Annotated in this window: 25 protein-coding genes and 2 tRNA genes; 11 read left to right on the top strand and 16 right to left on the bottom strand. The window is 33.7% G+C overall.

Going from position 1 to position 26736, the window contains the following annotated elements:
- Positions 1 to 247: 247 nt before the first annotated feature.
- The 6 genes from ACGH6S_RS06450 to ACGH6S_RS06425 form a co-directional block, all read right to left on the bottom strand.
- Positions 248 to 1462, bottom strand: coding sequence for a hypothetical protein (locus ACGH6S_RS06450; RefSeq protein WP_174798378.1), 1215 nt, complete (start codon positions 1460 to 1462; stop codon positions 248 to 250).
- A 5-nt stretch (positions 1463 to 1467) separates the two neighbouring features.
- A complete protein-coding gene (locus tag ACGH6S_RS06445) occupies positions 1468 to 2067 on the bottom strand; it encodes an STY4526/YPO1902 family pathogenicity island replication protein (protein ID WP_255456967.1) in 600 nt (199 codons plus the stop codon).
- 23 nt (positions 2068 to 2090) lie between these two features.
- Complete coding sequence (locus ACGH6S_RS06440; RefSeq protein ID WP_174798380.1) at positions 2091 to 3707, bottom strand: ParB family protein; 1617 nt, start codon at positions 3705 to 3707, stop codon at positions 2091 to 2093.
- A gap of 16 nt (positions 3708 to 3723) precedes the next feature.
- Positions 3724 to 5055: a replicative DNA helicase gene (locus ACGH6S_RS06435; protein ID WP_065606422.1), complete on the bottom strand. Its 1332-nt coding sequence runs from the start codon at positions 5053 to 5055 to the stop codon at positions 3724 to 3726.
- 41 nt (positions 5056 to 5096) lie between these two features.
- Complete coding sequence (locus ACGH6S_RS06430; RefSeq protein ID WP_174798381.1) at positions 5097 to 5993, bottom strand: ParA family protein; 897 nt, start codon at positions 5991 to 5993, stop codon at positions 5097 to 5099.
- A 59-nt stretch (positions 5994 to 6052) separates the two neighbouring features.
- Positions 6053 to 6129 (bottom strand) — tRNA-Ile (locus ACGH6S_RS06425).
- Positions 6130 to 6345: 216 nt separating this feature from the next.
- Here ACGH6S_RS06425 and ACGH6S_RS06420 point away from each other — a divergent pair.
- Complete coding sequence (locus tag ACGH6S_RS06420; protein ID WP_065606320.1) at positions 6346 to 6705, top strand: DUF4156 domain-containing protein; 360 nt, start codon at positions 6346 to 6348, stop codon at positions 6703 to 6705.
- Between the two features lie 76 nt (positions 6706 to 6781).
- Here the strand turns inward: ACGH6S_RS06420 and serC are convergent, their stop codons facing one another.
- The 6 genes from serC to ACGH6S_RS06390 form a co-directional block, all read right to left on the bottom strand.
- The gene (gene serC, locus ACGH6S_RS06415; protein ID WP_065590518.1) at positions 6782 to 7867 is read right to left on the bottom strand and encodes a 3-phosphoserine/phosphohydroxythreonine transaminase; all 1086 of its coding nucleotides are present in this window, start codon (positions 7865 to 7867) and stop codon (positions 6782 to 6784) included.
- Positions 7868 to 8027: 160 nt separating this feature from the next.
- Positions 8028 to 9401 carry an argininosuccinate lyase gene (gene argH, locus ACGH6S_RS06410; RefSeq protein ID WP_411578477.1) on the bottom strand — a complete coding sequence of 458 codons (1374 nt, stop codon included), beginning with the start codon at positions 9399 to 9401 and terminating at the stop codon, positions 8028 to 8030.
- A gap of 174 nt (positions 9402 to 9575) precedes the next feature.
- Positions 9576 to 10820, bottom strand: coding sequence for an argininosuccinate synthase (locus ACGH6S_RS06405; RefSeq protein WP_411578478.1), 1245 nt, complete (start codon positions 10818 to 10820; stop codon positions 9576 to 9578).
- Positions 10821 to 10924: 104 nt separating this feature from the next.
- Positions 10925 to 11704 (bottom strand): acetylglutamate kinase, encoded by a 780-nt coding sequence (gene argB / locus ACGH6S_RS06400; protein ID WP_065606314.1) that lies wholly within the window; start codon positions 11702 to 11704, stop codon positions 10925 to 10927.
- Positions 11705 to 11781: 77 nt separating this feature from the next.
- Positions 11782 to 12792: an N-acetyl-gamma-glutamyl-phosphate reductase gene (gene argC / locus ACGH6S_RS06395; protein WP_411578479.1), complete on the bottom strand. Its 1011-nt coding sequence runs from the start codon at positions 12790 to 12792 to the stop codon at positions 11782 to 11784.
- A 237-nt stretch (positions 12793 to 13029) separates the two neighbouring features.
- Positions 13030 to 14493: an aminoacyl-histidine dipeptidase gene (locus ACGH6S_RS06390; protein WP_411578480.1), complete on the bottom strand. Its 1464-nt coding sequence runs from the start codon at positions 14491 to 14493 to the stop codon at positions 13030 to 13032.
- A gap of 146 nt (positions 14494 to 14639) precedes the next feature.
- Between ACGH6S_RS06390 and gpt the strand changes: the two genes are divergently transcribed.
- The 4 genes from gpt (at position 14640) to proA (ending at position 19015) form a co-directional block, all read left to right on the top strand.
- A complete protein-coding gene (gene gpt / locus ACGH6S_RS06385; protein ID WP_081296839.1) occupies positions 14640 to 15176 on the top strand; it encodes a xanthine phosphoribosyltransferase in 537 nt (178 codons plus the stop codon).
- A gap of 23 nt (positions 15177 to 15199) precedes the next feature.
- Positions 15200 to 16456, top strand: a complete 1257-nt coding sequence (locus ACGH6S_RS06380) for an alpha/beta hydrolase (RefSeq protein WP_411578481.1) — start codon at positions 15200 to 15202, stop codon at positions 16454 to 16456.
- A 22-nt stretch (positions 16457 to 16478) separates the two neighbouring features.
- Entirely contained in the window at positions 16479 to 17588 is a 1110-nt protein-coding gene (proB, locus tag ACGH6S_RS06375; RefSeq protein WP_411578482.1) for a glutamate 5-kinase, read from the top strand.
- Positions 17589 to 17761: 173 nt separating this feature from the next.
- Positions 17762 to 19015 (top strand): glutamate-5-semialdehyde dehydrogenase, encoded by a 1254-nt coding sequence (gene proA, locus ACGH6S_RS06370; protein ID WP_065590526.1) that lies wholly within the window; start codon positions 17762 to 17764, stop codon positions 19013 to 19015.
- Positions 19016 to 19074: 59 nt separating this feature from the next.
- Here the strand turns inward: proA and yegQ are convergent, their stop codons facing one another.
- The 3 genes from yegQ to ACGH6S_RS06355 form a co-directional block, all read right to left on the bottom strand.
- Positions 19075 to 20418 carry a tRNA 5-hydroxyuridine modification protein YegQ gene (gene yegQ, locus ACGH6S_RS06365; protein WP_411578483.1) on the bottom strand — a complete coding sequence of 448 codons (1344 nt, stop codon included), beginning with the start codon at positions 20416 to 20418 and terminating at the stop codon, positions 19075 to 19077.
- Between the two features lie 174 nt (positions 20419 to 20592).
- Entirely contained in the window at positions 20593 to 20784 is a 192-nt protein-coding gene (locus tag ACGH6S_RS06360; protein WP_174798388.1) for a thermostable hemolysin delta-VPH, read from the bottom strand.
- A gap of 79 nt (positions 20785 to 20863) precedes the next feature.
- Positions 20864 to 20937 (bottom strand) — tRNA-Cys (locus ACGH6S_RS06355).
- Positions 20938 to 21236: 299 nt separating this feature from the next.
- Between ACGH6S_RS06355 and ACGH6S_RS06350 the strand changes: the two genes are divergently transcribed.
- The 6 genes from ACGH6S_RS06350 (at position 21237) to ACGH6S_RS06325 (ending at position 26025) form a co-directional block, all read left to right on the top strand.
- The gene (locus ACGH6S_RS06350) at positions 21237 to 22079 is read left to right on the top strand and encodes a MurR/RpiR family transcriptional regulator (RefSeq protein WP_174798458.1); all 843 of its coding nucleotides are present in this window, start codon (positions 21237 to 21239) and stop codon (positions 22077 to 22079) included.
- A 308-nt stretch (positions 22080 to 22387) separates the two neighbouring features.
- Positions 22388 to 22819: a PTS sugar transporter subunit IIA gene (locus ACGH6S_RS06345; protein WP_411578484.1), complete on the top strand. Its 432-nt coding sequence runs from the start codon at positions 22388 to 22390 to the stop codon at positions 22817 to 22819.
- Positions 22820 to 22829: 10 nt separating this feature from the next.
- A complete protein-coding gene (locus ACGH6S_RS06340) occupies positions 22830 to 23303 on the top strand; it encodes a PTS system mannose/fructose/N-acetylgalactosamine-transporter subunit IIB (RefSeq protein ID WP_174798460.1) in 474 nt (157 codons plus the stop codon).
- Between the two features lie 41 nt (positions 23304 to 23344).
- The gene (locus ACGH6S_RS06335; RefSeq protein ID WP_174798461.1) at positions 23345 to 24139 is read left to right on the top strand and encodes a PTS mannose/fructose/sorbose/N-acetylgalactosamine transporter subunit IIC; all 795 of its coding nucleotides are present in this window, start codon (positions 23345 to 23347) and stop codon (positions 24137 to 24139) included.
- On the top strand, positions 24136 to 24951 hold the full coding sequence (locus ACGH6S_RS06330; protein WP_174798462.1) for a PTS system mannose/fructose/sorbose family transporter subunit IID: 816 nt from the start codon (positions 24136 to 24138) through the stop codon (positions 24949 to 24951). Before ACGH6S_RS06335 ends, ACGH6S_RS06330 begins: the two co-directional genes overlap by 4 nt.
- Before the next feature lie 9 nt (positions 24952 to 24960).
- A complete protein-coding gene (locus ACGH6S_RS06325; RefSeq protein WP_174798463.1) occupies positions 24961 to 26025 on the top strand; it encodes a tyrosine-protein phosphatase in 1065 nt (354 codons plus the stop codon).
- 71 nt (positions 26026 to 26096) lie between these two features.
- On the opposite strand, the gene ACGH6S_RS06320 is transcribed toward ACGH6S_RS06325, so the two are convergent.
- Entirely contained in the window at positions 26097 to 26678 is a 582-nt protein-coding gene (locus ACGH6S_RS06320) for a hypothetical protein (protein WP_411578485.1), read from the bottom strand.
- Between the last annotated feature and the right edge of the window lie 58 nt (positions 26679 to 26736).

The following is a 26736-nucleotide window of genomic DNA, read 5'->3' as shown; positions in this document are numbered from 1 at the left end:
GCCCCCCGTAACAGTAATTAGACTACTCAGCTAGCTGTAACCCCCCGTTACAGTAATTGGACTACTCAGCTAGCTGTTACCCCCCGTAACAATAATTGGACTACTCAGCTAGCTGTAACCCCCCGTTACAGTAATTGGACTACTCAGCTAGCTGTTACCCCCCGTTACAGTAATTGGACTACTCAGCTAGCTGTAACCCCCCGTTACAGTAATTAGACTACTTAGCTAGCTGTAACCCCCCGTTACATTAAGGATTAACCTCACATAACATGTTTTTTAATGGATTCAAGAGTTGTTCTATTTCTTCTTTGCTAATCATCTTCTTCTCAACAGGTAAGACTCTTGAAATTTCCTGTTTGCTAGGATCCTCATCTGCTGTGGTTCCCTGATTACGCGTTGAAATGAGGTTATATTCACCCCGAGCGGCTTTTTGTATATTTGTTACAAGATAAGCAGTCATATTTTTAATTTTAGTAATATCTTTCATCGAGATAGTTTTTAATACATTATTGGCAATTTGTATGTCTAAACTATTTTTATTTATCGCACTGATAACATCATTCAATCCTTGAATACCAAGATTAGCTTTAATGTTACCTGGAACATTTAAATCTAAAAAAACATTACTATTAGTAGTACTACTATATAAACTACTACTAGTAGTACTACTAGGTGAATCATAACATAATGATTTTTTAGGTAGTTTCTTTTTGGAACTTAGTGAGTTTAGGCTTAGTTCACTTTTGGAACTTAGTTGTTTTTCACTTAGTTCCTTTTGGGAACTTGGCGTTTTTTCACTTAGTTTCTTCTGGGAACTTAATAAGTTTTGTAAGTGAGTGAGTAACGATGATGCAATATTATTAAACTTGTAATTTATATTGCTTTCATTTTTTGAATCGTTAATGTGCAAAAAAATGTTTTTGTCAGATTGAGTGCTTTTATTGATATATTCGTTGATTAGATTGTATGCAAGTATCGCTAATGATTTTGTAATGCTACTTTTATTTAACAATGATGTTAAAATGTGTATAACACTGTCATCTATAATCTTTTCAAGAGGCAGTGCTGTATTATGAAGAATATAAATATTACCCATAATTTGACCATTACTACTTCTAATCATTCTAAATGACAACCAGCCCGATAAAACTAATCTAGAAAGTATTTCTCGTACAGTTTTTCTAGACAATGTACCGCCTAGGTTCCCCCACAGCTTTTGTAAATTATCGTAAGTTGGAAAGTAGTTATTGTGCCTGTATTTTTGTAATTCAATATACAACCGTTGCCAAGCATATTTATCTAATGATGTAATTGAATCATCTTCTAATAATGCGCGAGGCATTGAGTCATATTGATGACCTGCAAAAAACATGGCAATCTTTTCATCAGAAGAAATGCTATTTGTTTTCTGCTCAACTAATGTATTACGTAATACGCTAATTTGATTTTCAAAATCTACCATAATATTTACAAACTATTTGAATTAATTAATGGCTCTAGCTCTTTAATTACCGATGTTAATGTCAAAGGCTCAGTATTATCATCGCTCATCATCGAAACATGTTGAGTAATATCCATATAAACTAACAAGCGATTTAGATCATCATTTATTACAATATCTGGATTTTCATTTTTTTTAAGCTGCCATTGTTCCCAAATAACTATTTTTTCGGCTTCATCAGGTTTCCTAAAACGCCCCTTTGATACAGTTAAATCCTTTAGTTTTCTGGAACAACTAATATCAGATGTTGATAACCCAAAATATTTATTTAAAATTTCTATAGATGCGCCTAGTGAATGTGCTTTGTCAATAATATGGCTTCTTTCTTCAAATTCTTTTGCTCTTGCAAGTACAACATCAAATAATTTTGTATCTATAGTAACTTGAATCAATAGCACAGGTGAGTTTGCAATATAAGTAACTTGTGAATAACTCAATTCTTTCATTTGTTTTAAGTGTTCAATTGTAAATCCCATTTCAATTAATGAGTGAATCTTTCCTTCATTAATAAAATTATGAACCATGTTCAATATCGCCAAATTTATATTATTACTGACACTTACCATGATATGCCCTATATTTCCTATATTTAATGTTGTTGATTTAAAAACTCGTTATAAACTCGGAACAATCGAATAATTCGTAAAAATTTAATCACTAAAAAATCATTGAATTCAGTAATTAAATAATGCATACTAATTAGTTCTTCTGTCTGTTTTGTAAGTAATGATAATAATAGTTTATATGCGGTGCGTTTTTTGCTATCTACTTCATCTTCTGTAGAGAGGGGATTAAATGCAATAATGGGTAATTTTGATTTATCTTTATCGTCAATTGAAAATGCAAAAGATTGGTTATTGATGCCTAGCTCATCAAAAATATCAAGTACATGCCCTGCAATATCTCGAAAAACATATTCATAATTAGTAGCTTCTTCAGGCAGTTTCCAAATATCTAGGATAGGTGTTCTTTCCGTTTTCCCGTATGTATTTAAATTAGCACTGAGACTATAAGCATGTGGATTAATTTTAGTTAAATCAGTACTTTTAATTATGTCTTCCATTACTAATTCAACATCAGCTCCGTCATGTACAGTAATATCACCAGAGGGTAAAACAGTATAAGCAGTTTCCGATTCAGGTTCATCATCGGATATGATTGTTGGATTTGTCCTTTTTAATGAAATTGGGTCAACTTTAGTTGATTGTTGGCTACTAACATTAGTTTCTGATGAAATATCCTGTTGCAATTGATCTTTTAATGTTGGAACAACTTCCAATCCACCTTGTCCAGCATTTTTGCTAACATCAATTGGTGACAAGTTTTTCTTTATCCCTTTATGGTTTTTTTCCTCTAATTCAAATTCAAAAAGCTGATAGCTAATTCCCAACAATTTCGCAAAATAACCAAACATCTCGTCTTGTAAACGTTCATAACTAAATAATTCTGGCTCATAATCAAATTCACTTAATACTAAATTAAAACCTTCAACAAAAGCATTGTCGTCATCATATTTTTCTGAACGTTTATATAAATCCCAACATATACTTCTTAACATTAGAATTTTTTCAATTTGATTTCGACTCAATCCTAATTTCAGAATCTCTGGGATATAAGGATATAAATAATCAACTGTATTTAGCATCTTGTTGATCAATGCATGTGAAATAGGATATCCATGATTTTTTAAACACTCACTCAACTCTCGTGAAGATAGTGGTTTACCTACTTCTTCTTCATACAAAACTTTACTCTTTGAAACACCCAATGCTTTTTCTATGAATGTATAATCACTACGAAGGCCATTTTCAGTTAAATGTCCAACAATGGATTTCAGCTCTCCGCCCCAAGGCCTGAAAATACAATTAATTGTATAAAAGCGTTTATCGCCAGTTTCTTCATACAACTCTTTCAAAATTTGTAATCGTGTATTTCCCCCATCAGAAATTACATACCCTTCCTCTCCTGGCATTTTTGTAATGGCAGGAGCATGATCAAGTCCTTTTTTTCGAATAGATTCTTTAATATCTTCATATGATTCATTTTTTTTCAATCGTGGTAATACCTGACTAGGTCTTAATTCGTCAAGACTGACCCGCATAGGCATTTCATTCAATGTAATTTTAGTGGTTGCCCTATCACCGTCTGGGAAACCTGTAGATATACGTTCACGCATAACATCAACAGATGATTTTTGTTCTACCATAATATTAATATTTTCCTTAAACTAAATTTTGATAATGCATGTATGGCCCATCAAATTTGACTGCTACTTTACCAGTCGCTGCATTACGAGCTTTGGCCACTATTAATTCACCAGTCCCTTTAGCTTCACTGTTTTCGTTATAGACTTCATCTCGATACAGTAATATTACTGTTGTCGCATCTTGCTCTAAACTGCCAGATTCTTTCAAATCAGACAAAAGAGGATGTTTATCAGAACGAGATTCAACTGAGCGGTTTAGTTGTGAAAGCAGAACTAAAGGAATATTGAAATCTTTACAATGAATTTTTAGCTGTCTACTAATATTGCCCACTTCAACAGCACGATTTTCATTGTTTTTTTCACCTGATGACATTAACTGTACATAATCAACTGCAACAAATATTGGTTGGCCATATAAACGTGTATAGCGCTGAACTTTACGTCTAAAAATAGCTGGAGTTAAATACGCATTATCATCAATAATAAGAAATTTTTTTAATTTCAATAAAATTGCAATCGCTGCAGAAATTTTTCCGTAATCACTATCGTCAAGATTTTTATTTTTTATATCGATAAATGGTACATGGGATAATGTAGCTAATAATCGCAACATCAACGATTGCGCATCCATTTCTAAACTAAAAACAAAAACAGGTTGTATAGGTAAATTAGGATTATCATTAAGCGCTATTATTTGATTGTAAATCAATGAAATAAGAAATGCTGTTTTCCCCATTGAAGGTCTTGCGGCAATAATTGTAATTTCCTTGGGTTCCAACCCACCTATTTTAGAATCCAAATTTTTAAAACCTGTTGGAATAAATGGAGAGTGCTCCGTTTCCAAAAATGTCATAATATTATTCAACATTGCTGGTATAAGTTGCTCATCTTGATTATCTACAGCATGTCCCAACTGAAAAAGTTCGGATTCCGTTTGTGCTATAATCTGATTACTGCTGTCTGAATTACTAAATGACGCTTTTGTGAGCTTTTTTATCAATGTTTTTGCAATATTATTTGCACTACGAGCTTTTGTATAATTGCGTAAAATTGATGCGTAGTGTTTAAAATTTGTTGCACGTGGTGTATCTCTACTCAACTCAGCTAAATATGCTAACCCCCCGCAATTTTTTAGTTGTTCTTCGGAAAGAGCCTGAGATACAGTCAGAATATCCGCATGCTTACCTTCTTGAATTAAAGAAACTATGGCATTAAAAATCAATTTGTGCTGTGGTATATAAAAATCATCCACTTTTATTTCAAATGTATCATCAATACAGCTATTATCGATTAATAATGCACCCAGTACCGATCGCTCAGTATCATTAGAATAAAATTGCTTATTCATATAATCACCTTGTTATTTATTGTGAACAGAAATAAAAATGATTAATGAGCAATTTCGGTTTTCATAAATGCATCAAATTGTGATTTGTACCCAGGTAATAGGTGTTGACACAAATAATAAATATCATCTTTGATACTTTGGGCTTGGGCTTTTGTTATTTTATACGGATGAGCTACTTTATTTGTTGGTTCGGTATAATGTTGAAATGCTGCAATACCGAGTGATGCTGCAACTTTGTAACTATTTTTCTTTTTAATATCTTTATCTAAAACAGTAATTTGAAAAGGTAATGGTGGCAGAGATTTGATTTGTTGATTAAAAAGTTCTTTTATACGACGGCAATCATTATTTTCTTCTACTCGATTAAAAAACGTATAAACAGGAGGTAATTCTATTCCGTAGTCAGTGAAAGGAATCAAACTTCTAAACAAATTAGAAATAGTACCCCGTAGATATTCTCGAACGCCTGGCATGGAAGGATCTAGCGGAGATAAAACCACATCAGAAGCAAGTACTGCCATGTTAACAGTAGGATCAATTGTTCCTACAGTATCAATGACTATCACATCATACTCACTTTTGAGAAGTTTTAAGCATGATTTTAAACGGATAATACCATCGGCCGAAGCGTTTAAATGTGAAACGATTTCTTGTCTAACGCTGTTTGATGACATAACATCTAATTTTTGTGTTGTTGTCTCAGATATTAGTTTATCTAAATCTGTTTCATGCATTATAAGAAACTCATAAACGCCATACGGAGCTTCTTTTTGCAATGGAAAATATGAACAAGCTGTAGGCTGCTCTAAATCAAAATCCAGTAATAGTGTTTTTAACCCCGAATGTGCTATAAATGCAGCAATATTAACTGCTGTGGTAGATTTGGTAGAACCGCCTTTCGTGTCTGCTATAGTGATCACTGTTGCATTTTTTTTCATGATATTAACCCTTAAAAAATTAAAAATTTATTAAACATTAAAATCATGATATTGATTGATGGTGGCCCCTACTGGACTTGAACCAGTGACCAATCGATTATGAGTCGACTGCTCTGACCAACTGAGCTAAGGGGCCATTTGGATGTGCTACTTAGTTAGTAGGCTTGCAATTATAATAGAGTTAAATCGAATTTGCTATAGTTAATTAATAAAATAGGTCGGTTTGATTATTTATTGTCCTGTGATTTATTAGATTTTATACAAGTTTAATTACTGATATTTTTTGTTTAATTAAACTGCTACAATAATTTAGTTTATTATTGATTGTTGTTTTATTGGTTGAGGAAATATTATGTCTATAAAAAAATTATTATTCATTGGTGTTACGATGGTTGCGACTTTACTTTTAGGTGCTTGTAGTAGTTCTAACTATCAAACTACTTCTGCCGGTAGTCAAGTTCGGTTTATTGATACTAAACCAGCTGCTTCTTGTCAGTTATTAGGTAAAGCAGAGGGGCGTCGTAGTAGTTTTTTTTCTGGTCTTAAAACACATAGTGAGCTTATTCGTGATGCGGCTTCTGACCTGATGAATAAAGCTGCTGCAATGGGTGGTAATGTGATTTATAATGCACAGGATACTTCAATGCAATATATTTCTGATATTGCACCAACAGATGCGGTTATGGTTGGTGAGGTTTATAGCTGTAAATAATGCTGATTAAATGAAAAAGGGAAGTTTTTCCTTCCCTTTTTGCTGATAGTAATAACTTGTAATATTTTGAGTTAATTTAGCTATTTTGTTTTTCAAATCGCTGCATAAAATCAATTAAATAATTGATGCCTTCTTGATCCATAGCGTTATAAATTGATGCTCGCATACCTCCTGCAATTCGGTGACCTTTAATGCCAATAATGTTAGCTTGAGTTGCTTCGCTTACAAATTTTTTATCCAACTCTTCATTTGGTGATAAAAAAGTAACATTCATAATTGACCGATTTGCTACTGCAACATTATTTCGATAAAAGTTAGATTGGTCGATGAATTGATATAGTGATTGTGCTTTAGCTTGGTTTCGTTGCTGCATTGCTTTTAATCCACCAAGACTTTTTATCCATTTAAACACTAGCCCCGACAAATACCATGCAAATGTAGGTGGAGTGTTAAACATTGAATCATTGTCCATTAAGATTTTGTAATCTAGTACTGATGGTAAGATTTTTTTTGCATGGCCAATTAGATCTTCTCGCACAATGATAATGGTAATACCTGATGGACCAATATTTTTTTGAGCACCCGCATAAATTATGCCATATCGGTTTATGTCAATAGGTTGCGATAATATACACGATGATAAGTCAGCTACAACGGTTTTATCACCAAAGTTGGGTTCTTCAAAGATTTGAACGCCATCAATTGTTTCGTTTGGACAATAGTGTACATAGGCAGCATTGTCATTTAATTGCCATTCTAACATAGATTTAACAGCCGTTAGTCCGTTTTGTTTGATAACAACATTTTGTTCATTCACTTGGCAATATTTGCTGGCTTCTTTGATTGCGCATTGGCTCCAATAACCACTGTTAATATAGTCGGCACTGGTTTTATTTCCTAAAATATTTAATGGAACAGCAGCAAATTGTGCTCTGGCACCACCTTGGCAATAAAGAATTTTGTAATTGTTTGGAATGTTTAAGATTTCTCGTAGGTCGTTGGTGGCCTCAATAGCACAAGCGTCAAAATCTTTACCTCTATGGCTTAATTCCATGACTGATGCGCCTGTATTATGCCAATTTAATAATTCAGTTTGAACTTGTTTTAATACTTCAGCAGGCAATTTTGCTGGACCTGCACTAAAATTATAACTTTTACTCATTATGCTTCACTTTAATCCATTCAAAAAAGAGCTCTATTTTTACACTGTATGAACAGATATACAATCATATTTTTTGTTAAAAAGTTTCAGGTAACTATGTGTTTCAGTATAAAAATACCAGATAATACAGGTATAGTTGTTATTAGATTAATATAGCTGTTTATAATAGTTGTTGCTTGGCAACTTCAATCGCTGATTTTACCTGCTGTGGTGAAACCCCACCTTTGGCACATCGTTTAGCTAGGCATGATTCTAGCGATAATATTAAATAAACATCATTATCAATAACTTGGCTAAATTTTTGTAGTTCTTCAAGCGAAAGTTCTTCGAGCGCTTTTTGCTTTGCAATAGCATCAACAACTGCTTCGCCAACAATGTGGTGTGCTTCACGGAAAGGTATGCCTTTGGCAACTAAATAATCAGCTAATTCAGTTGCATTAGAATAACCTTGTTTGGCAGCTTCTTGGCAATTTGTGTAGTTAATTTTAATATCCTCTAGTACTAGTGTGGACATATCTAAGCATTCTTGCCAAGTATCAAGTGCGTCAAATAGATGCTCTTTGTCTTCTTGTAAATCTTTATTATAAGCAAGCGGTAAACCTTTGAAGGTCATTAAGGCTCCTGTTAATGCACCTGCAACCCGCCCTATTTTGCCACGAATCAGTTCTAATGCATCTGGATTCTTTTTTTGTGGCATGAGTGAAGATCCTGAAGTCACTCGATCTGATAGTTCAACAAAATTGGCTTCACCACTATTGAAAATAATAAGATCTTCAGCAAAACGCGATAGGTGTACCATACCTATTGAAGCATTATTTAATAGTTCAAGAATGTGATCACGATCAGACACCGAGTCCAAACTATTATTAGTTGCTTGAGCAAATCCTAACCAATGCGCTAATTGTTCACGATCCATTGGATAGGCAGTTCCAGCTAATGCACCTGAGCCTAATGGACTAACATCTAAACGTTGCAATGTATCTTCTAAACGGCTGACATCACGACTTAGCATTTCAAAATAAGCCAGGCACCAATGCGCAAATGTAATTGGTTGTGCTCGTTGCAAGTGGGTGTAACCAGGCATAATAGCTTTTTGGTGCTGTTCAGCGGTTGTAACTAGTAATTGGCGTAAGTGATTTATCGCATTAATTAAATGAGGAATTTGGTCTTTACACCATAATTTTAAGTCGGTTGTTGATTGGTCATTACGGCTTCGTCCTGTGTGTAATTTTTTACCTAAGTCGCCAATTTTTTCAATCAGTTTTTGTTCAACCCAACTGTGTATGTCTTCGGCATCACTTTGTAAAATTTGGTTAGGATCTTGTTTAACCAATAGCAACAATTCCTTTAAGGCTTTTTCTAATTTTTTTTGTTCATCATAAGATATAACGTTAACCGTTACCAATGCTTTTGACCAAGCAATTGAGCCAATGATATCTTGCTCTGCAAGACGATAATCAAAGCGTAATGAATCATTAAAATGCTTAAATCGTTGATCTGCTTCTTGGCTAAAACGCCCACCCCATAATGCCATAATTACCTCAATATTATCTTAAATAAATGTTATCTTAATGATTAGCTGTACAATTTCAATTTTCGTTTTATATATTTATTTTTATAATAAAATTAAATTTAATCAAGAACAATATATACAGGACGTTGCCTGTATATATTTAATATTATCACTAGTATATTTGCAAATTGGCGTTTACTTTTTCGCTTTTTTGGCAGTTTGTTTTTGCTGTTCCTCATTTAAAGCACGTATACGTGATGATAATGAGAATAGACGAATAAATCCTCCTGCATGGCTATGATCATAAACTTCATCTTCACCAAATGTAGCAAATTCTTCATTATATAGGCTATTTGGTGATTTCTTTTGCACGGCAGTTGCATTACCTTTATAAAGTTTAACCACTGCTTCACCCGTCATGTCTTGTGCCAAAACTTCAGCCGCAGCTTGAATTGATCGACGATATGGTGCAAACCAGCGCCCATCATAAACAACATAAGCCATTTCAATACCTAGTTGTTCACGCCATTTAAAGCTGTCGCGGTCTAATATTAATTGTTCTAAACCACGTAATGCTGTCATCATTATTGTGCCGCCAGGCGTTTCATAACAACCACGCGATTTGATACCGACTAAGCGATTTTCAATGATATCAACTCGACCAACACCATGTTTTGCACCAATTTTATTTAATGTTGCAACACAGTTATATGGTGATAATTTTTTCCCATTTACTGAAACCACTTCGCCTTTTTCAATACCAATGGTTACTAATTCTGGTTGGTTTGGAGCATCTTCAGGCGAAACAGTCCAAGCCCAGCAATCTGTATTAGCTTGGTTCCATGTGCTTTCTAACACACCACCTTCAGTGGAGATATGCCATGCGTTTTCGTCACGGCTGTAAATTTTTTCAACGGTTGCAGTTGTTGGAATTTTACGAACTTTTAAATAATCAATTAATGCTTCGCGTGAACGCAGATCCCATTCACGCCAAGGAGCAATCACTTTAAGTTGTGGTGCAAGTGCAGTATAGGTTGTTTCAAAACGCACTTGGTCATTGCCTTTACCAGTCGCTCCGTGACAGAGTGTATCAGCCCCGACTTCTAACGCATATTCAACTTGCGCTTTTGCAATAATTGGACGAGCCATGGAGGTACCAAGATAATAAGTTCCTTCGTATAAGGCTCCTGTTTTTAAGACTGGATATACGTAATCTTTAACAAATTCTTCTCTTAAATCAACAACCTTACAAGCAACTGCACCCGATGCTTTAGCCTTTTTTTCTACATCTTTTAGTTCTTTTGGATCTTGACCTACATTAGCAACAAAGGCATAAACTTCACATCCACCATAATTTTCTTTCAACCAAGGAATAATTGCTGATGTATCCAAACCACCTGAATAAGCCAATACGACCTTTTTTGTTCCACTTTTTTCCATGTTATACCCTTTCTAAATTAACTGACGATAAAAATGAGTTAAAAATATTTTTTTATTAATCGTTAGATATAGATAACTAGCTTAATATAATAGCTGCTCAATATCTAAGCAATGATTCTTGTGCCTGTAGTGCCTGATTGCCCATTAAATAATTCGATGAGTTGGTGGGATTCTTTCCAACTAGCAATATCAATTGGTCGTCCTAAGGCCTTGGCGGCTTCGAAAGCTGAATTCACTTTAACAACCATACCGTCTGTAATAACACCTTTAGCAATCAGTTGCTCCGCTTGTGATTGAGTTAATGATTCAATGCGTTGTTTGTTTTCGTCAAGTACGCCAACTACATCAGACAATAATATTAAATCTGCATTTAAGGTCTTAGCTAGTGCTACCGCTGCGTGATCGGCATTAACATTCATCATTTGTCCCGCTTGAGTAATACCAATCGAGCTAATAATGGGAAGGTAACCCGAATTAATAAGTAGATTGATTAATGTAGGATCGCCAGCTTTGGCTTCACCAACATAACCTAAATCTTCTGAAATTTGTTTAACTTCTACACTATTACCATCAGCTAAACAGAGTCCTACACTTGCTATTTGCTGTTTTTTTGCTTCTGACAATAAAGTAGTATTGGCACTGCCAGCAAGGCTACCAACAATAACGTCAATTTGATCAGCAGGAGTTACCCGTAATCCATTGCGACGGACTACGGGTAAAGAAAGTCTATCCATTAATGAATCAACTACCGTACCACCACCATGAACAATAATTAATGATCGTTGAAAATTTTTTTTGTACTCACTAATAACGTCAAATAATTTACTTAAGGCATCTTTATTGTCGAGCAATACGCCTCCAAGTTTTATAATTAATGGTTTCATTTTAGTTTCCTATTAATTTAACCTATTTTTAATTCATTAAAAATTTTGTACAGAGCTTTGAAATAATTCACTCATTTTTATAATAGTGATGTGGTTTCATCAAAATTATATCGAATGTTCATACACTGCACAGCTTGTGCTGCTGCGCCTTTTAATAAGTTATCTTCAACAGAAATTAATATTAAATGACGATCTTTTAATACAAATCCAATATCACAATAAGGCAAACCAATGACAGATTTTAATGCTGGCCAATCTTTTTGATAAATTCTAATCAAAGGCTTATTTTGGTAATATTTATTTAGAGCTTTGAGGATATCTTGTGATGTAACACCTTCATTTACTCGACAAGTAATTGTGGCGTGGATACCTTGTTTAAAACTGCCTAAATGAGGTGTAAAGATCACTTCTTGACCTAAATGTATTGCAATTTCGGGTTGGTGCCGATGAGTAAAAAGTCCATAGGCATGTAAACTTACTTCACAAAATATATTATTATGCGAAGGTTTTCGCCCTGCTCCACTCACCCCACTCACAGCATTAATAACAGGCCATTGTGAATTATCTAATAGCCCCTCCTCGATTAATGGTTTTAATGGTAATTGTGATGCTGTAGGATAACATCCTGGTACAGCAATCAGTTGTGCCTGTTTGATTTGTTCACTATTCCATTCTGCTAAGCCATAAACTGCTTTATCTAACCATTTTGGGTGCTGATGGATAAAACCATAATAATCGGTATAAAAAGAAGCAGAGTTAACTCTAAACGCACCCGACAAATCAAAAACTGTACAACCATGTTCTAAAAAATAAGGAGCTATATTGTGGCTGACTGCATGTTCAGTAGCTAAAAAAACTATATCAAGATCATTGATATAGGCAGAATAATCTGCAGTGGCAATAAGTGGTAAGTCAACAACACCTTTTAACTGAGGGTGTAAATCATAATCAGAAATAAGCTTACCACCGTCTTGGCTGTTTTCAGATACGGTTAAAGCAATAAGTTGTATATGCGGATGCTTGTGTAAATAATAAGCTAATTTTGCCCCCGCATAACCACTTGCACCAACAATAATTGCTTTTAACATACCCTACCCTTATCTATTTTTTATGCAATAATGTGCATATAGTAGGTTATTTATAAGGCTATTACAAGTACAAAATGAATTTTTATTCACTTTTTATGAATTTAATTTCAAACATTTTTTGCAGATACCCAAATATTCTAACGTATTATGTTATATTAAATTGTTTTTTAGTAAATATAAACACGAGTAATCTGTTCGAAATGCCTGCCGATAAAGATCGGCAGGTGAGGTGTTGGATTATTTTAATAAAGTTGCTGATTTTAATATCGCTATCAATAATTCCCAATAACGATAAACACTTTGAATGTTAACTTTTTCATCTGGTGAATGTGGCGAAACAATCGTTGGTCCAATTGATATCATATCCAGATTTGGGTAACTTTGTTTAAATAAACCACATTCAAGCCCTGCATGAATCACCATTATTTTGGCTTTCTGAGAAAAAATTTCGTGATATTTATCTTTAGCAAGCTTTAAAAGCTGTGAATCTAAATTAGGTTCCCAACCTGAATAACCGCCACTTATTTCATAATTAGCATCCACTAATTGGCTAAGTGATGTCAATGTTGATACAACCGCATCTTTAGCACTATCAACTTGAGAACGAATAAGAAAATGGACATTCAGTTGATTGTCCTCAATACTAACAATACCTAAATTGAGCGATGTTTCAACCACACCATGAAGTTGATCGCTCATTCTAACTACACCATTAGGCGCTGAATTTAACCAGCTTATGATTTTATTTTGATGCTCTGTAGTTAATACACGTTTTACTTTGTTTGATTCAACTTCCGATAACGTTATTTCGATAGCAGGTTCTACATGACCTAACTCACTGTGTAAAATTGTTTGATACTGTTTAACAATGGCTTCTAATTTTGGCAGATCTTGTTTATTTAGTGTAATTTCAATAAAGGCTTCTCTTGGGATCGCATTACGTAGTGAACCACCTTTTATATCAGCTAATCTAAACGAGATATCTTGTGCATATTGCGCTAAAAAGCGAGCCATCAATTTAATTGCATTTCCACGACCAAGATGAATATCACAACCTGAATGCCCCCCTTTTAATCCTTTAAGTGAAATGTTCATATAACAATCATGCTTTTCTGGCATTACTGCATAAGTAACAGCAAAGGTTGTAGTAAAGTCAACGCCGCCAGCACAACCTGTAAATATTTCGCCTTCATCTTCAGAATCAGTATTAATTAGATAGTGACTTTTTAGCCAATTAGGTTGTAAACCAAAGGCTCCGTGCATACCAGTTTCTTCTGATACTGTTATCAATACTTCAATTGGTCCATGTTCAACAGCAGGATCAATTAAAACAGCTAATGCAGATGCTAACCCAACGCCATTATCAGCACCTAATGTCGTTCCTTTGGCTTTTACCCATTCGCCATCAACATAAGCTTGAATTGGGTCAGTTAAAAAGTCGTGACTAGTACCTTCATTTTTTTGTGGCACCATATCCATATGAGCCTGTAATGCAATTGATGGGCACTCTTCCATACCTTTGGTAGCAGGTTTACTTAACAAAATATTACCTACTTTATCAAGTTTGCAATCAATACCATGAGTTTTAGCAAAATCGACGATATATTTAGTTATCATTTGTTCATGGTGAGATGGGTGCGGAATTTTACAGATATCATTAAAAATCTGCCAAACAAATTTAGGCGTTAAGGTAGAAAGCATAATATAACCTCAATATTAAGTATGTAATAAATTAATGAGTGGTTTTTTTTATTGAATCACATTATAATAAGGTGCAATTTTACATCTATTTTTAGTTCATTAATATTTATTTATTCATACAATCGATTAAAATTGCAGGTTACTCAATGTCAACAGATCAAATTTTATTAACAGAAGAAGAAATCCAAGCCAAAAAACAACATAAAGCAGAACTTATTGCTGAAAAGAAAAAATTCAATGTTACTTGGGAAATGTTGCAATCCTATGGGCGCCAACTTTCTGAACGCTTATTACCTGCAAATCAATGGAAAGGTATTATTGCCGTTAGTCGTGGTGGATTAGTTCCAGCGGCAATTTTAGCGCGCGAATTAAGTATTCGCTATGTCGATACCGTTTGTATTTCAAGTTATGATCATGATCATCAACGTGAAAAACTAATATTAAAACAAGCTAATGGCGATGGTGAAGGTTTTATTGTTGTTGATGATTTAGTTGACACTGGTAACACTGCTCATACAATTCGCGAAATGTACCCTAAAGCTCACTTCGTAACTATTTTTGCAAAACCTGCTGGTAAACCACTTGTTGATGATTATGTTGTCGATATTGCACAAGATACTTGGATTGAACAGCCATGGGATACAGGTGTTATGTTTGTTAAACCTATTAGCGATCATAAATAATTGATAAGGAAGTTAAGGTTGTTATGGCAACTACCGAAAATCTAACTGAACAGATATTTAAACCACAATTTGATTATCCTGAAACTTCAACACTTATCAATCGCATTGATAATAGTAATGGTAGTAGCATTAGCGCCTTAGATGGGGAAGTTGACTCCAGATGGTATCGAATTATTAATCCCATTTTGTGGCATTGGCGTGGATTACCCAAATTAGAGGCTGAAGCGGTTTTATCAAAAATTGCCGCTTCAACTCGACGCCACACAAATGATACCCGGCTAGACACTGTTGTTGGTTATCAATCTGGCAACTGGGTCTATGAATTTTTAAATCAAGCGGCAGTATGGCAAGCTAAAGCTGAATCAATTGATGAAGCAAATCTTATAGATGAAAATAAAAATAATTTACACGATTATTATCTCATAGCCAGCATATATGCAAGTATTGCTAGTTATCCTCATTTTAAAAATGACCAACTAGCAATGTATGCCCAAACATGCGCTTATCAGTATTATGCAAAAGCTCTTCAATTTTCGCCATTTTTGATAAAAGAACTGGAATTTAAAGTCGATAATCGTAGTGTCAAAACAATTTTACATTTACCAAAATGCGAAGGGACTTGCCCTGTTGTGTTGATTTGTAATGCGTTAGGCAATTTGCAGATCGATTATTATCGTTATTTTAGTGAATTTTTAGCGCCGCATGGATTTGCCATGCTAACTGTTGATCTACCAACTGTTGGTTATAGCCGTAACTTTGCTTTATCACAAAATAGTAGCCAAATTCATCAAGCTATATTAGAGAAGTTGTCTTCTGTTCCATGGATAGATGATCATCGGATTGTTGTTGCTGGATTTAGATTTGGTTCGCATATTGCCACACGTTTAGCTTATTTGATGCCAAATAAAATAAAAGGCGTATTTAACTTTACTCCGTTTATTCATCAAATCTTTGTTGATAAAGATCTGCAAAAAAATCTACCGAATAGTTATAAAGATATGTTAGCTAGCCGTTTGGGATTACCTTCAATATCCAACCAACAATTGGCAGCAGAATTAAATTATTTTTCACTAAAAAATCAAGGACTTTTAACTCATGCTTGTCATGTACCTGTTATGAATATCATCCTTGAGGATGATAAGTTAAGCGATCTTTGTGAAGCAAAATTAATTCATTCAATCAAACAAAATAAAGTAATAACTGTACCTAAAACACAGTTACAAAAAAGTTTGCATCAGGCATTAACACAATCAGTAAATTGGATGAAGTCTGTTATATAACGTGAAAAAATAAGAATATGCTATGACTATTAAAAAACAACAAATCGTGGTTGTTAAATTAGGCACCAGTGTACTAACAGGTGGAACAAAACAACTTGATCGAGCACAAATAGTTGAGTTAATAAGACAATGCGCAAGTCTACATCAAGATGGACATAAAATTATCATTGTTACATCTGGTGCAATTGCAGCTGGACGCGAATATCTTAACTTCCCTACCCTACCTAATACTGTTGCTTCAAAGCAATTACTTGCTTCTGTTGGACAAAGTAAGCTTATTCAACTTTGGGAACAGCTATTTTCTATCTATAAGATCTATATTGGTCAAATGTTACTTACCCGTGCAGACCTTGAAGATCGTGAAAGATTTTTAAATGCCCAAGACGTTTTAAAAGCAATGTTAGATAATCATATCGTTCCAATCATCAATGAAAATGATGCTGTTGCAACCGCAGAAATTAAAGTTGGCGATAATGATAATTTATCAGCACTAGCTGCCATTTTAGCCGAAGCAGATAAGTTGATTTTATTAACCGATATTGAAGGTCTTTATACAGCCGATCCAAGAGCTGATAAAAATGCCAAGTTAATTCATGAAATTGATCATATTGACGATAATTTGCGAAGTATCGCCGGTGATAGTGTTTCAGGGCTTGGCACGGGTGGTATGAGCACAAAATTACAAGCAGCTGAAGTAGCTGGAAGTGCAGGTATAGAAGTTATTATCGCTGCAGGAAATAAACCAAATGTTATTATTGATATTGTCAATAATAAACCGATTGGAACACATTTTTCACCACAAAAAACACCATTAGAACATCGTAAACACTGGTTGTTTGGTGCACCAAAAGCAGGAAAAGTGTTATTAGATGATGGTGCTGTTAATGCGATTTTAAATAATGGTAGTTCGCTATTACCTAAAGGAATTATCAGCGTAGAGAAAGATTTTTCTCGCGGTGAAGTTATTGATATTTGCGACAAATTTGGCAAACGCATTGCGCGAGGTGTCAGTCGTTATAACAGTGATGCTTTAAGGCAAATTGCTGGGCATCATTCTCAAGAAATTAGTCAAATTATTGGCTATGAATATGGTCACGTTGCTGTTCATCGTGATGATATGATAATAAAATAAATAATAAACAAGAAAGGAAAAAAATTATAGGATTAGCTATTGGAGGTATAATTGCTAATTGGTTAGCAGTAGATAGATTTAAATTATATGACTGATGATGATAAGCAATCATTATTAAAAGAAATAAATAATATAAAACAACTAAATAGTAATATAAAATAGTGGTGATAACAATGTTACAGCAAATGGGTAAAACTGCTAAACTTGCTTCATATCAACTAGCACAATGTCCTACCGCAATGAAAAACAACACGTTGATGGTTATTGCTGATTTATTAGAACAGCATAGCGCAAGTATACTCATTGCAAATGAAAAGGACATCCAAGCGGCAAAAAAACAAAATTTAAACGAAGCCATTTTAGATCGTCTACTCTTAACACCCAAACGATTATCATCTATTGCCAATGATGTCCGTAAAATCATTTCATTAACTGATCCTATTGGTCAAATCATTGATGGTTCTACTTTAGAAAACGGCTTAAAGTTACACCGTCACAGAGTACCACTTGGCGTTATTGGTGCGATTTACGAGGCTCGACCAAATGTAACAATTGATATTACAGCTCTTTGTTTAAAAACAGGCAATGCCGCAATACTTCGCGGGGGTAAAGAAACAATCAATACTAATATGGCCACAATTTCTGTTATTCAAAAAGCGTTAAAACAAGTTGGTTTACCCCAGACAGCTGTTCAATGTATTAATAATCCTGATCGTAAATATATTCATGAGTTACTTAAACTCGATAAGTATATCGATATGATTATCCCTCGAGGTGGTGCATCTTTACATAAATTATGCCGTGAACATTCAACAATACCTGTCATTACAGGTGGTATTGGAGTCTGTCACATTTTTGTTGATGAAAGTGCTGATGTTGATAATGCTCTACCAATTATTGTCAATGCCAAAACTCAGCGTCCAAGCACTTGTAATACGCTTGAAACGTTACTAGTCCACCGAAATATTGCGGAGCAGTTTTTACCAAAACTTTGTCAGGTCATGGCAGATAATAACGTCGTATTACATACTGACCAAAACTGTTATGACATATTAAAAACAGGTAATGCAACTATCCTACCAGTAAAAAATGAAGAATTACGGCAAGAATGGTTATCAAAAGATTTAAATGTGATCATTGTTGATTCACTTGAATTGGCTGTAGAGCATATCCGCGAGTATGGTACGGGGCATTCGGAATCCATTCTCACGCGTAACTTGCTTAATGCAGAACAGTTCGTAAATCAGGTTGATGCAGCTGCAGTTTATGTCAATGCATCAACACGTTTTACTGATGGTGGGCAATTTGGATTAGGTGCAGAAGTAGCAGTTAGTACACAAAAACTACATGCACGCGGACCAATGGGACTCGAAGCTTTAACTACCTATAAATGGATAGGTTATGGAGACAATTTAATTCGTCAATAATAAAATTCTGTTTAATATAACTGTTCGGACATCCCGAACAGTTTTTATGCTTAACCAAACTAATCAAAATTACGCATTAATAATGCATAATTTAAATCGATTTCTTCAGGAATCGGAATATAAACAATATGACCATCACCTAAACCAGCAGGAACAGGTTGTCCTTTTTTGTTTTCCATTCGCTCAATCGTAAAAGTTTTGTTGCCTTTCGGCGTCATCATTTCAACGCTATCCCCAACAGAGAATTTATTTTTTACGATAACTTCAGCCAACCCATTTAATCGTTCACCACTAAACTCACCAACAAATTGTTGCCTTTCCGAAACAGAATGGCTATGTTTGTAGTTTTGCATTTCTTCATGCTTATGGCGACGTAAAAATCCTTCCGTATACCCTCGATGAGCAAGTGCATTAAGCTCTTGTAACAAGCGAGGATCAAAAGGCTTACCTTCACTCGCTGCATCAATAGCTTGGCGATACACTTGTGCTGTTCTTGCACAATAATAAAAAGATTTAGTTCTCCCTTCAATCTTGAGCGAATGTACACCAATTTTTGTTAAATCATCTACTAATTCCACTGCTCTTAAATCCTTTGAGTTCATAATATATGTACCATGCTCATCTTCGTAAGCTTGCATATATTCACCTGGGCGACCTGATTCTTCAAGCATAAATACTTTACTAGTAGTTTGACCAATTCCTAATGTTGGTTCAACTTGTTTTACCGAGATCGGTTCACATTTATGTACAATTTGCCCCACTTCGTCTTCTTTACCCTCAGCAACTTTATATTCCCAACGGCAAGCATTAGTACATGTCCCTTGATTTGAATCACGCTTATTAATATAGCCCGAAAGCAAGCAGCGCCCAGAATATGCCATACACAATGCACCATGAATAAACACTTCTAACTCCATTTCAGGAACTTTTTTACGGATTTCAGCAATTTCATCAAGTGATAATTCGCGCGATAAAACGACTCGAGTTAATCCCATTTGATGCCAAAATTTTACTGTTGCCCAGTTAACAGCATTCGATTGTACAGATAAGTGAATTTCCATATCAGGAAAATGTTCGCGAACTAACATGATTAAACCTGGATCTGACATGATAAAGGCATCAGGTTTCATATTTACAATGGGTTCTAAATCACGAATAAAAGTTTTTAACTTCGAGTTATGTGGTGCTATATTCACAACTACATAAAACTTCTTACCTTGAGCATGTGCTTCGTTAATGCCAATTGCTAGATTTTCATGATTAAATTCATTATTACGAACTCGTAGACTATATCGCGGTTGGCCGGCATAAACAGCATCTGCACCATATGCGAAAGCATAACGCATATTTTTTAAAGAACCGGCAGGGGAAAGTAATTCTGGTTTTGCATATAAATTTGTCATTAAAAATGCCTCTGATTTCAGGTCAGTATTACTTATAAGTAATAGGTTAAGCAAAATAGGATGGGCATTTTACGCTTTAGCCTATCTGTTGGCAAATTTATTATATTCCAAGCTATAAAAAACTTTCAGTTATTGCTTTTCTCGACACTTCTCACTTTATTTAAGTATGATAAGTTAGGTTTTGTTATTCAATAATGGTAAATATTCATCCCATCGGTATTCTCTAATTGGCATGGGATTAACCTCTTTAAAATATAAAACTAATGCAGGTTTAATACCATTCCAATTATCCACAAACTCATATCTAACAAGTTTACCATTTTTGATTAACTTCTTTGCTTTTGCATGATAATTAAAGTAGCCCATAAATAATGTTAATAAATTAGCTTACAAAATTAAAAAATAAATATAACTGAAAAAAGTAAAAATTGATTAATTTAAAAAATGGAGGCGCGTCCCGGAGTCGAACCGAGGTAGACGGATTTGCAATCCGCAGCATGGCCACTCTGCCAACGCGCCTTGGAGGTCTATCTGAATAGGTTGCAAATAGTATCACTGGCTTGACTAATCGTCAAGATTAAATAGATTATAATTACAGCAGTCACTTTATTTTTAACTAAATTTTAAATAATCGACTTTTTTGACAAAATTTTAGTAGCCCAATACATACCAAATAATGATAAGTTTAAAAGTTAATACTAAAATTAGTCAAAACTGATTAAAATTATATAAATAACATGTACCATAAAAATATTTTCTATTTTTTATACTAATTTTATATACTTGTGTTAACTATATTTCATATTATAGGCCTAATTATGATTAATTTAAAATTCAGAGAAGTAAAAAAAGACTTGTCTTCCAAAGAATTAAAGGTCGCTCTGTACATTATGGATCACTCACAAACCCTAAAAAATATGAGTATTCAGACCTTAGCAAAACTTAACCATGTTAGTACAAGTACTATTTTACGTTTGTGTAATAAATTAGGTTATAACGGTTTTAGTGATTTTAAAGTTGACTTGATTTCATCCTCTCCACAAAAACTAAGTGCTGATATTTTACAAGATGATATAAATCTTAATGATACTTTGATAGATGTAAATAGAAAGGTGCAAGCAATGGAAAAATCATCTATCGATGAAACTCATTCAATGATCAAACCTAAAGAGCTAGATAAAGCCATAGATCTAATAATTGCTAGTAATAAAATTATTATTTTTGGTAGCAGTAGCAGTGGTTTAGTCGGTAAAGAGCTTGAATACCAACTTATTAAAATAAAAAAAGATGTTAATTGTCATTTTGACGCACATATTCAAAAAAGTATTGTCAGTACCCTTGATAAAAATGATTTAATTATAATTATATCTCACTCAGGAGAAACACCTGAATGTATTGAGTTATTAAAATTAGGACAAGAAAATAAAGTACCATCAATTGCTATAACTAAAATGGGACAAAGCCAAGTTTCTATGCTAGCTGATATTATATTGAATACTACATCTACAGAACATGTTTCACGTTTAATTCCTATTCGATCTAAAATTTCGCAAATTTCAGTTATCAATATGATTGTGACTAATTTATTTATACGCAAATATGACAAACGTTTGTTATTACAAACTCAAAATAGAGAAGAACGCAAGTACCCTCATCGGTAATATACTCACAGCCATTTAATAATATTTTAGCTATCTTCACAATGATATAGTATTTAATTATTTCATAATAGCTACGATCTTCCTCTTTTTATCTATCAAACTAATAACTCCTATAGAAATTAAAGAAACTTCACAAAACATTTTATTTGTTAAATAGTTACAATTAAACATGATCTAAATCACAATTTTTTAAAAATTTTAAAAAAAATTGATGACTAAAATTAAGTATAGATGTAATTTTATTACTAAATAAATTTAAAACTAAAGTAATAATGTTACATTAAAAATAATTAAAAAGGAAATTGATAATGCATAGACAATTGCCCGTTATTTTAGCTAGCCATGGCTCATTTGCACAAGGTGCACTTGATTGTGCTCAAATGCTAATAGGTAAACAACAAAATATCCGTGTGATATCTGTTCAAATCGATAGCAATATCGAAGAATTACGCCAACAAATAGAGGAAAGTTATCAAGCGCTCAACCAAGGTGACGGTGTAATTATCCTTGTTGATATTATAGGTGGTACACCATGTAATTTGGCGGGAGAATTACTTTTTAAACATGAAGGAATTTTACTTTTTTGTGGATTTAATATTCCAATATTACTTGAAGTTTTAAATAATCGAGAAGGTACACTTAATAATGTAAAAACAGCGATTGAAGAAATATTTCCGCAAAGTTGTATTGATGTTGGACAAGTTTTAAATGCCAAATCTGAGCAATCTACTCTACTGTAAGGAGGTAACAATGCCAATAAATTTAACAAGAATAGATGACCGCCTTATCCACGGTCAAGTGATCACTACTTGGGTAAAAAATTATAATATTGAACAAGTCTTAATTATCAATGATAAAGTTGCAATGGATAAGGTTCAACAATCAGTCTTAACCATGTCTGCTCCTCCAGAATTAAAAGTATTGGTTTTTGGAGTACAACAGTTTATCGACATTATCAAAAAAACACCTATAAAAAAACGCACAATGCTACTTTTTACAAATAGTATAGATGTGAATAAGTTAATTGAAGGTGGTCTAGAAATTGAAAAACTCAATGTAGGAGGAATGCGAATGCAAGAAGGAAGACATCAGCTATCACGGGCGGTATCAGTAACTCATGAAGAGAAACAAGCATTTAAACACATTATTGAAAAAAATGTGAAAGTCGAAATTCAAATGGTACCAAAAGATCCAATTATCGAGCTAAAACCATTGCTTGATTAAACTTTAACAACTTTTTTGTTCATTAATTTGGAGGTTAACTTATGTTAACACAGGCTATTCTTGTCGCCTTTTGGGCGGGAATTTGTTCTATGGATGATGTCGGTCCACAAATGTTACGTCGACCATTATTGACTGGTACAATTGCAGGTATCATCATGGGAGACTTGGTTCAAGGGCTCATAATCAGTGCAACACTAGAGTTAATGTGGATGGGTATTGGCAATGTTGGGGCTTATTCTGCGCCAGATATTGTAGCTGGTGCAATTATTGGTGTTTCACTTGGAATTACTACGGGAGGAGGAATTGCAACAGGGATTGCTTTAGGAGTACCAGTATCACTTCTGTGTCAACAATTACTTATTATCTGGCGTTCATTTGCTTGTTTTCTTAATCCATGGGCAACACGGGCTGTTGAAAATGGTAATTATAAAGCACTAAGTAAAGTTCATTTTTTCTCAACTCCTGTATGGTTTTTGATTCGTGCTGTACCTTGTTTTATAGCCATTTACTTTGGTAGTGATCTTATTAAAACAATTTTAGATGCTATCCCACAAAGTATAATCACTGGTATGGGGGTTGCTTCTAAACTAATTCCTGCTGTCGGTATTTGTATTTTATTATTGATGCTATTAAAAGGCAGAATGTGGTTTTTTTTCCTCCTTGGTTTTATGTTAACTACTTATCTAAAATTACCAATTATCCCAATCACTTTTATCGCCTTAGCTTTTGCCGTACTGTATGACATGGCATCAATGAGCAGCAAAAATAATAATGCATATAAACAAGATGATAAATCTGCATTAAATAATAACATTGAAGAGGATTATGACCTATGATAAATGAAAAAAAAATAACAAAGAAAGATCTTAATCGCATTTTTTGGAATTTACAAACAATGTCTTTTTCTTATAACTATGAAAAAATGCAAATGATCGGGTTTGCGCATTGTATGACGCCAGTATTGGATAGGCTTTACCATGATGCTGATAAAGAAACTCGTGTTCGAGCAATGAATCGTCATTTAGAATTTTTTAATTGTCAAATCAATGCTAACGCACTAATTTTAGGCGTAACCGCAGCAATGGAAGAAAAAACGAAAGAAGACGAAAAAGAAGCTGTTGTTTCTGTGAAAGCTGGTTTAATGGGACCATTTGCAGGATTAGGAGATAGCCTATTAAAATTCACTTGGATGCCAATTTGTGGCAGCATTGGAGCTGCTTTTGCTCTACAAGGTAATATTATTGGACCAATTTTAATGTTCCTAATCTATAATATAGTCAATATATTAACTAAATATTTCTTTATTCATTACGGATATAATAAAGGTGTTGATCTAATTGAACAATCCAAAAATTCAAACATTATTCAACGAATAAGTAACTTAGCTAATGTAGTCGGAGTTATGGTTCTTGGCTCTTTAATTGCAACAACGGTTAAAGTATCTACACCATTGGCGATTAATGTCGGTGAGCAATCAGTAAAAATTCAGGAAATGTTTGATAAAGTAATGCCTAACTTTTTAACCTTAATGTTTGCTTTAGGCACATTCTTTTTAGTAAAAAAATTTCAAGGTAAATATACAGTTACATTAATTTTAAGTGTAATGGTAATAGGTGTAATTTTGTCGGTATTTGGAGTTTTAAAATAAGGATGTAACATGAAAAAACAAATTGAAACAGCATCGGTTATCCGTAATAAACAAAATAAATTAAAAATCTCATTTAAAATTAGCAACAATATGCCCGTAGATTTATATTGGACAGATGAAGCCAATATCAATACATCTAATAAAACATTAATAAGTAAAAATATACAAAATGATTTCACTATTGACGATCCTTTACAAACAAAGCGACGAATTTATTTGATATTACAAACTCAAGAACATGATTCATTTTTATTTGGAGAACGTACTCTACCTATTGCAGGCTTAAATAACTTTCGTGACTTTGGCGGTTACTTAGGAAGTAATGGTAAACGAGTAAAATGGGGAAAGCTATATCGTTCTAATCACTTATATGGATTGAAACCTAATGCTGAAAGTTATATTCGATCACTTGGTATCAAGACTATTATAGATTATCGTTGTGCTAACGAAATCAAAACTAGTCCAAATACTTTCATCGGTGAACAAAATACTTTTAATTTAGATGCTTCAGCGCAAACAGCTGAACTTGCTGCTCAATTTGCTGCCGACCCTAGTGATGAAGATCGTGCACTAATTGAAAGCGTACTACACGATATTCCTAAGGAATTAGTTAATGGTAAAGGCATACAAGTTCTTGAACAATATCGTAATTTTGTATTAAGTGACAAATCGAAAAATGCCTATAAACAGATGCTTCAAATAATGTTAGAACCAAACAATAGCCCAAACATACAACATTGTCGAGGAGGTAAAGACCGCACAGGTTATGGTGTGTTATTATTACAAGTAATGTTAGGAGTATCAGAGGAAGACATTATTTATGATTACATGTTAACACATCAAAATCGTTTAGAACGAAACAAAATAAAAATGGCTGCATATCGAAAAATTACGGATAATGAAGATGTGTTAGGTTATTTATTGAGTTTAATTGATACGCGTGAAAGTTTTGTTATTGAAATTCTCAATACTATGAAAGAAGTTGCTGGCACTCCAGCTAATTACATCAAGCAAGAATTAGGTTTCACAGAGCAAGATTTTAAAACTATGCAAAAGAATTATCTAGAAGATTAATATAACTTTTATTAATAATAAAGCGCAATATTTATTGCGCTTCCATTTTTTACATACAATAGAATAACAAATTATTCTGATGTTTCGGGATATTTATAGATCCAGGTAATATCTGGATAATTAGCGAATGCATTTGGAAATAAATAAACACCACTTAGAAATGGAAAATTAATTGACTGCCAATTAACATTAAAATTAGGTTGAAATTTGATGATGGAATCAAAAAGTAACGTTGTACAATAAAGATGTGGCTCTTCACGGGGGGCTAATATGAAAGCTTCACCTTGCTTTGTTAAAAGATCATTAACAATTTGTTGTTGTTGCTCATTAGATATAAAATTAGGTCTTGCTATAGCATATGTTTCGGCTAGTTCTGGCGTTATAAACTCTGCTAAAGTTGATACAATAACTTGGTTAGGATGGTACTCATCATCGTTGGTCGTAGCATGAATAATTCTAATTTCTGGATTGATTGATATAATCATACCAATATGTGAAAAATTACTACCACCTAATTGATTGACTATAAGACTATCGGTTTGTATACCTTTTCTAAAAATCCAATCGCCAACTTTTACTGAATGTGGTGTTTCGGTGGTTGGATTTGAAAAATGAACAGTATCATTAGCTAGAGCAAAATTTACTAGCATCATAATTAACATCATACAAAGATAATAGCAAGATCTCATCAAAAATCGTTTCTTAATAAAA

The sequence above is a fragment of the Gilliamella sp. BG3 genome, from assembly GCF_046635605.1.
Lineage (GTDB): Bacteria > Pseudomonadota > Gammaproteobacteria > Enterobacterales > Orbaceae > Gilliamella > Gilliamella bombi.
Note: the sequence above shows the minus strand (reverse complement) of the source record. Positions and strands in the feature narration are given on the sequence as shown.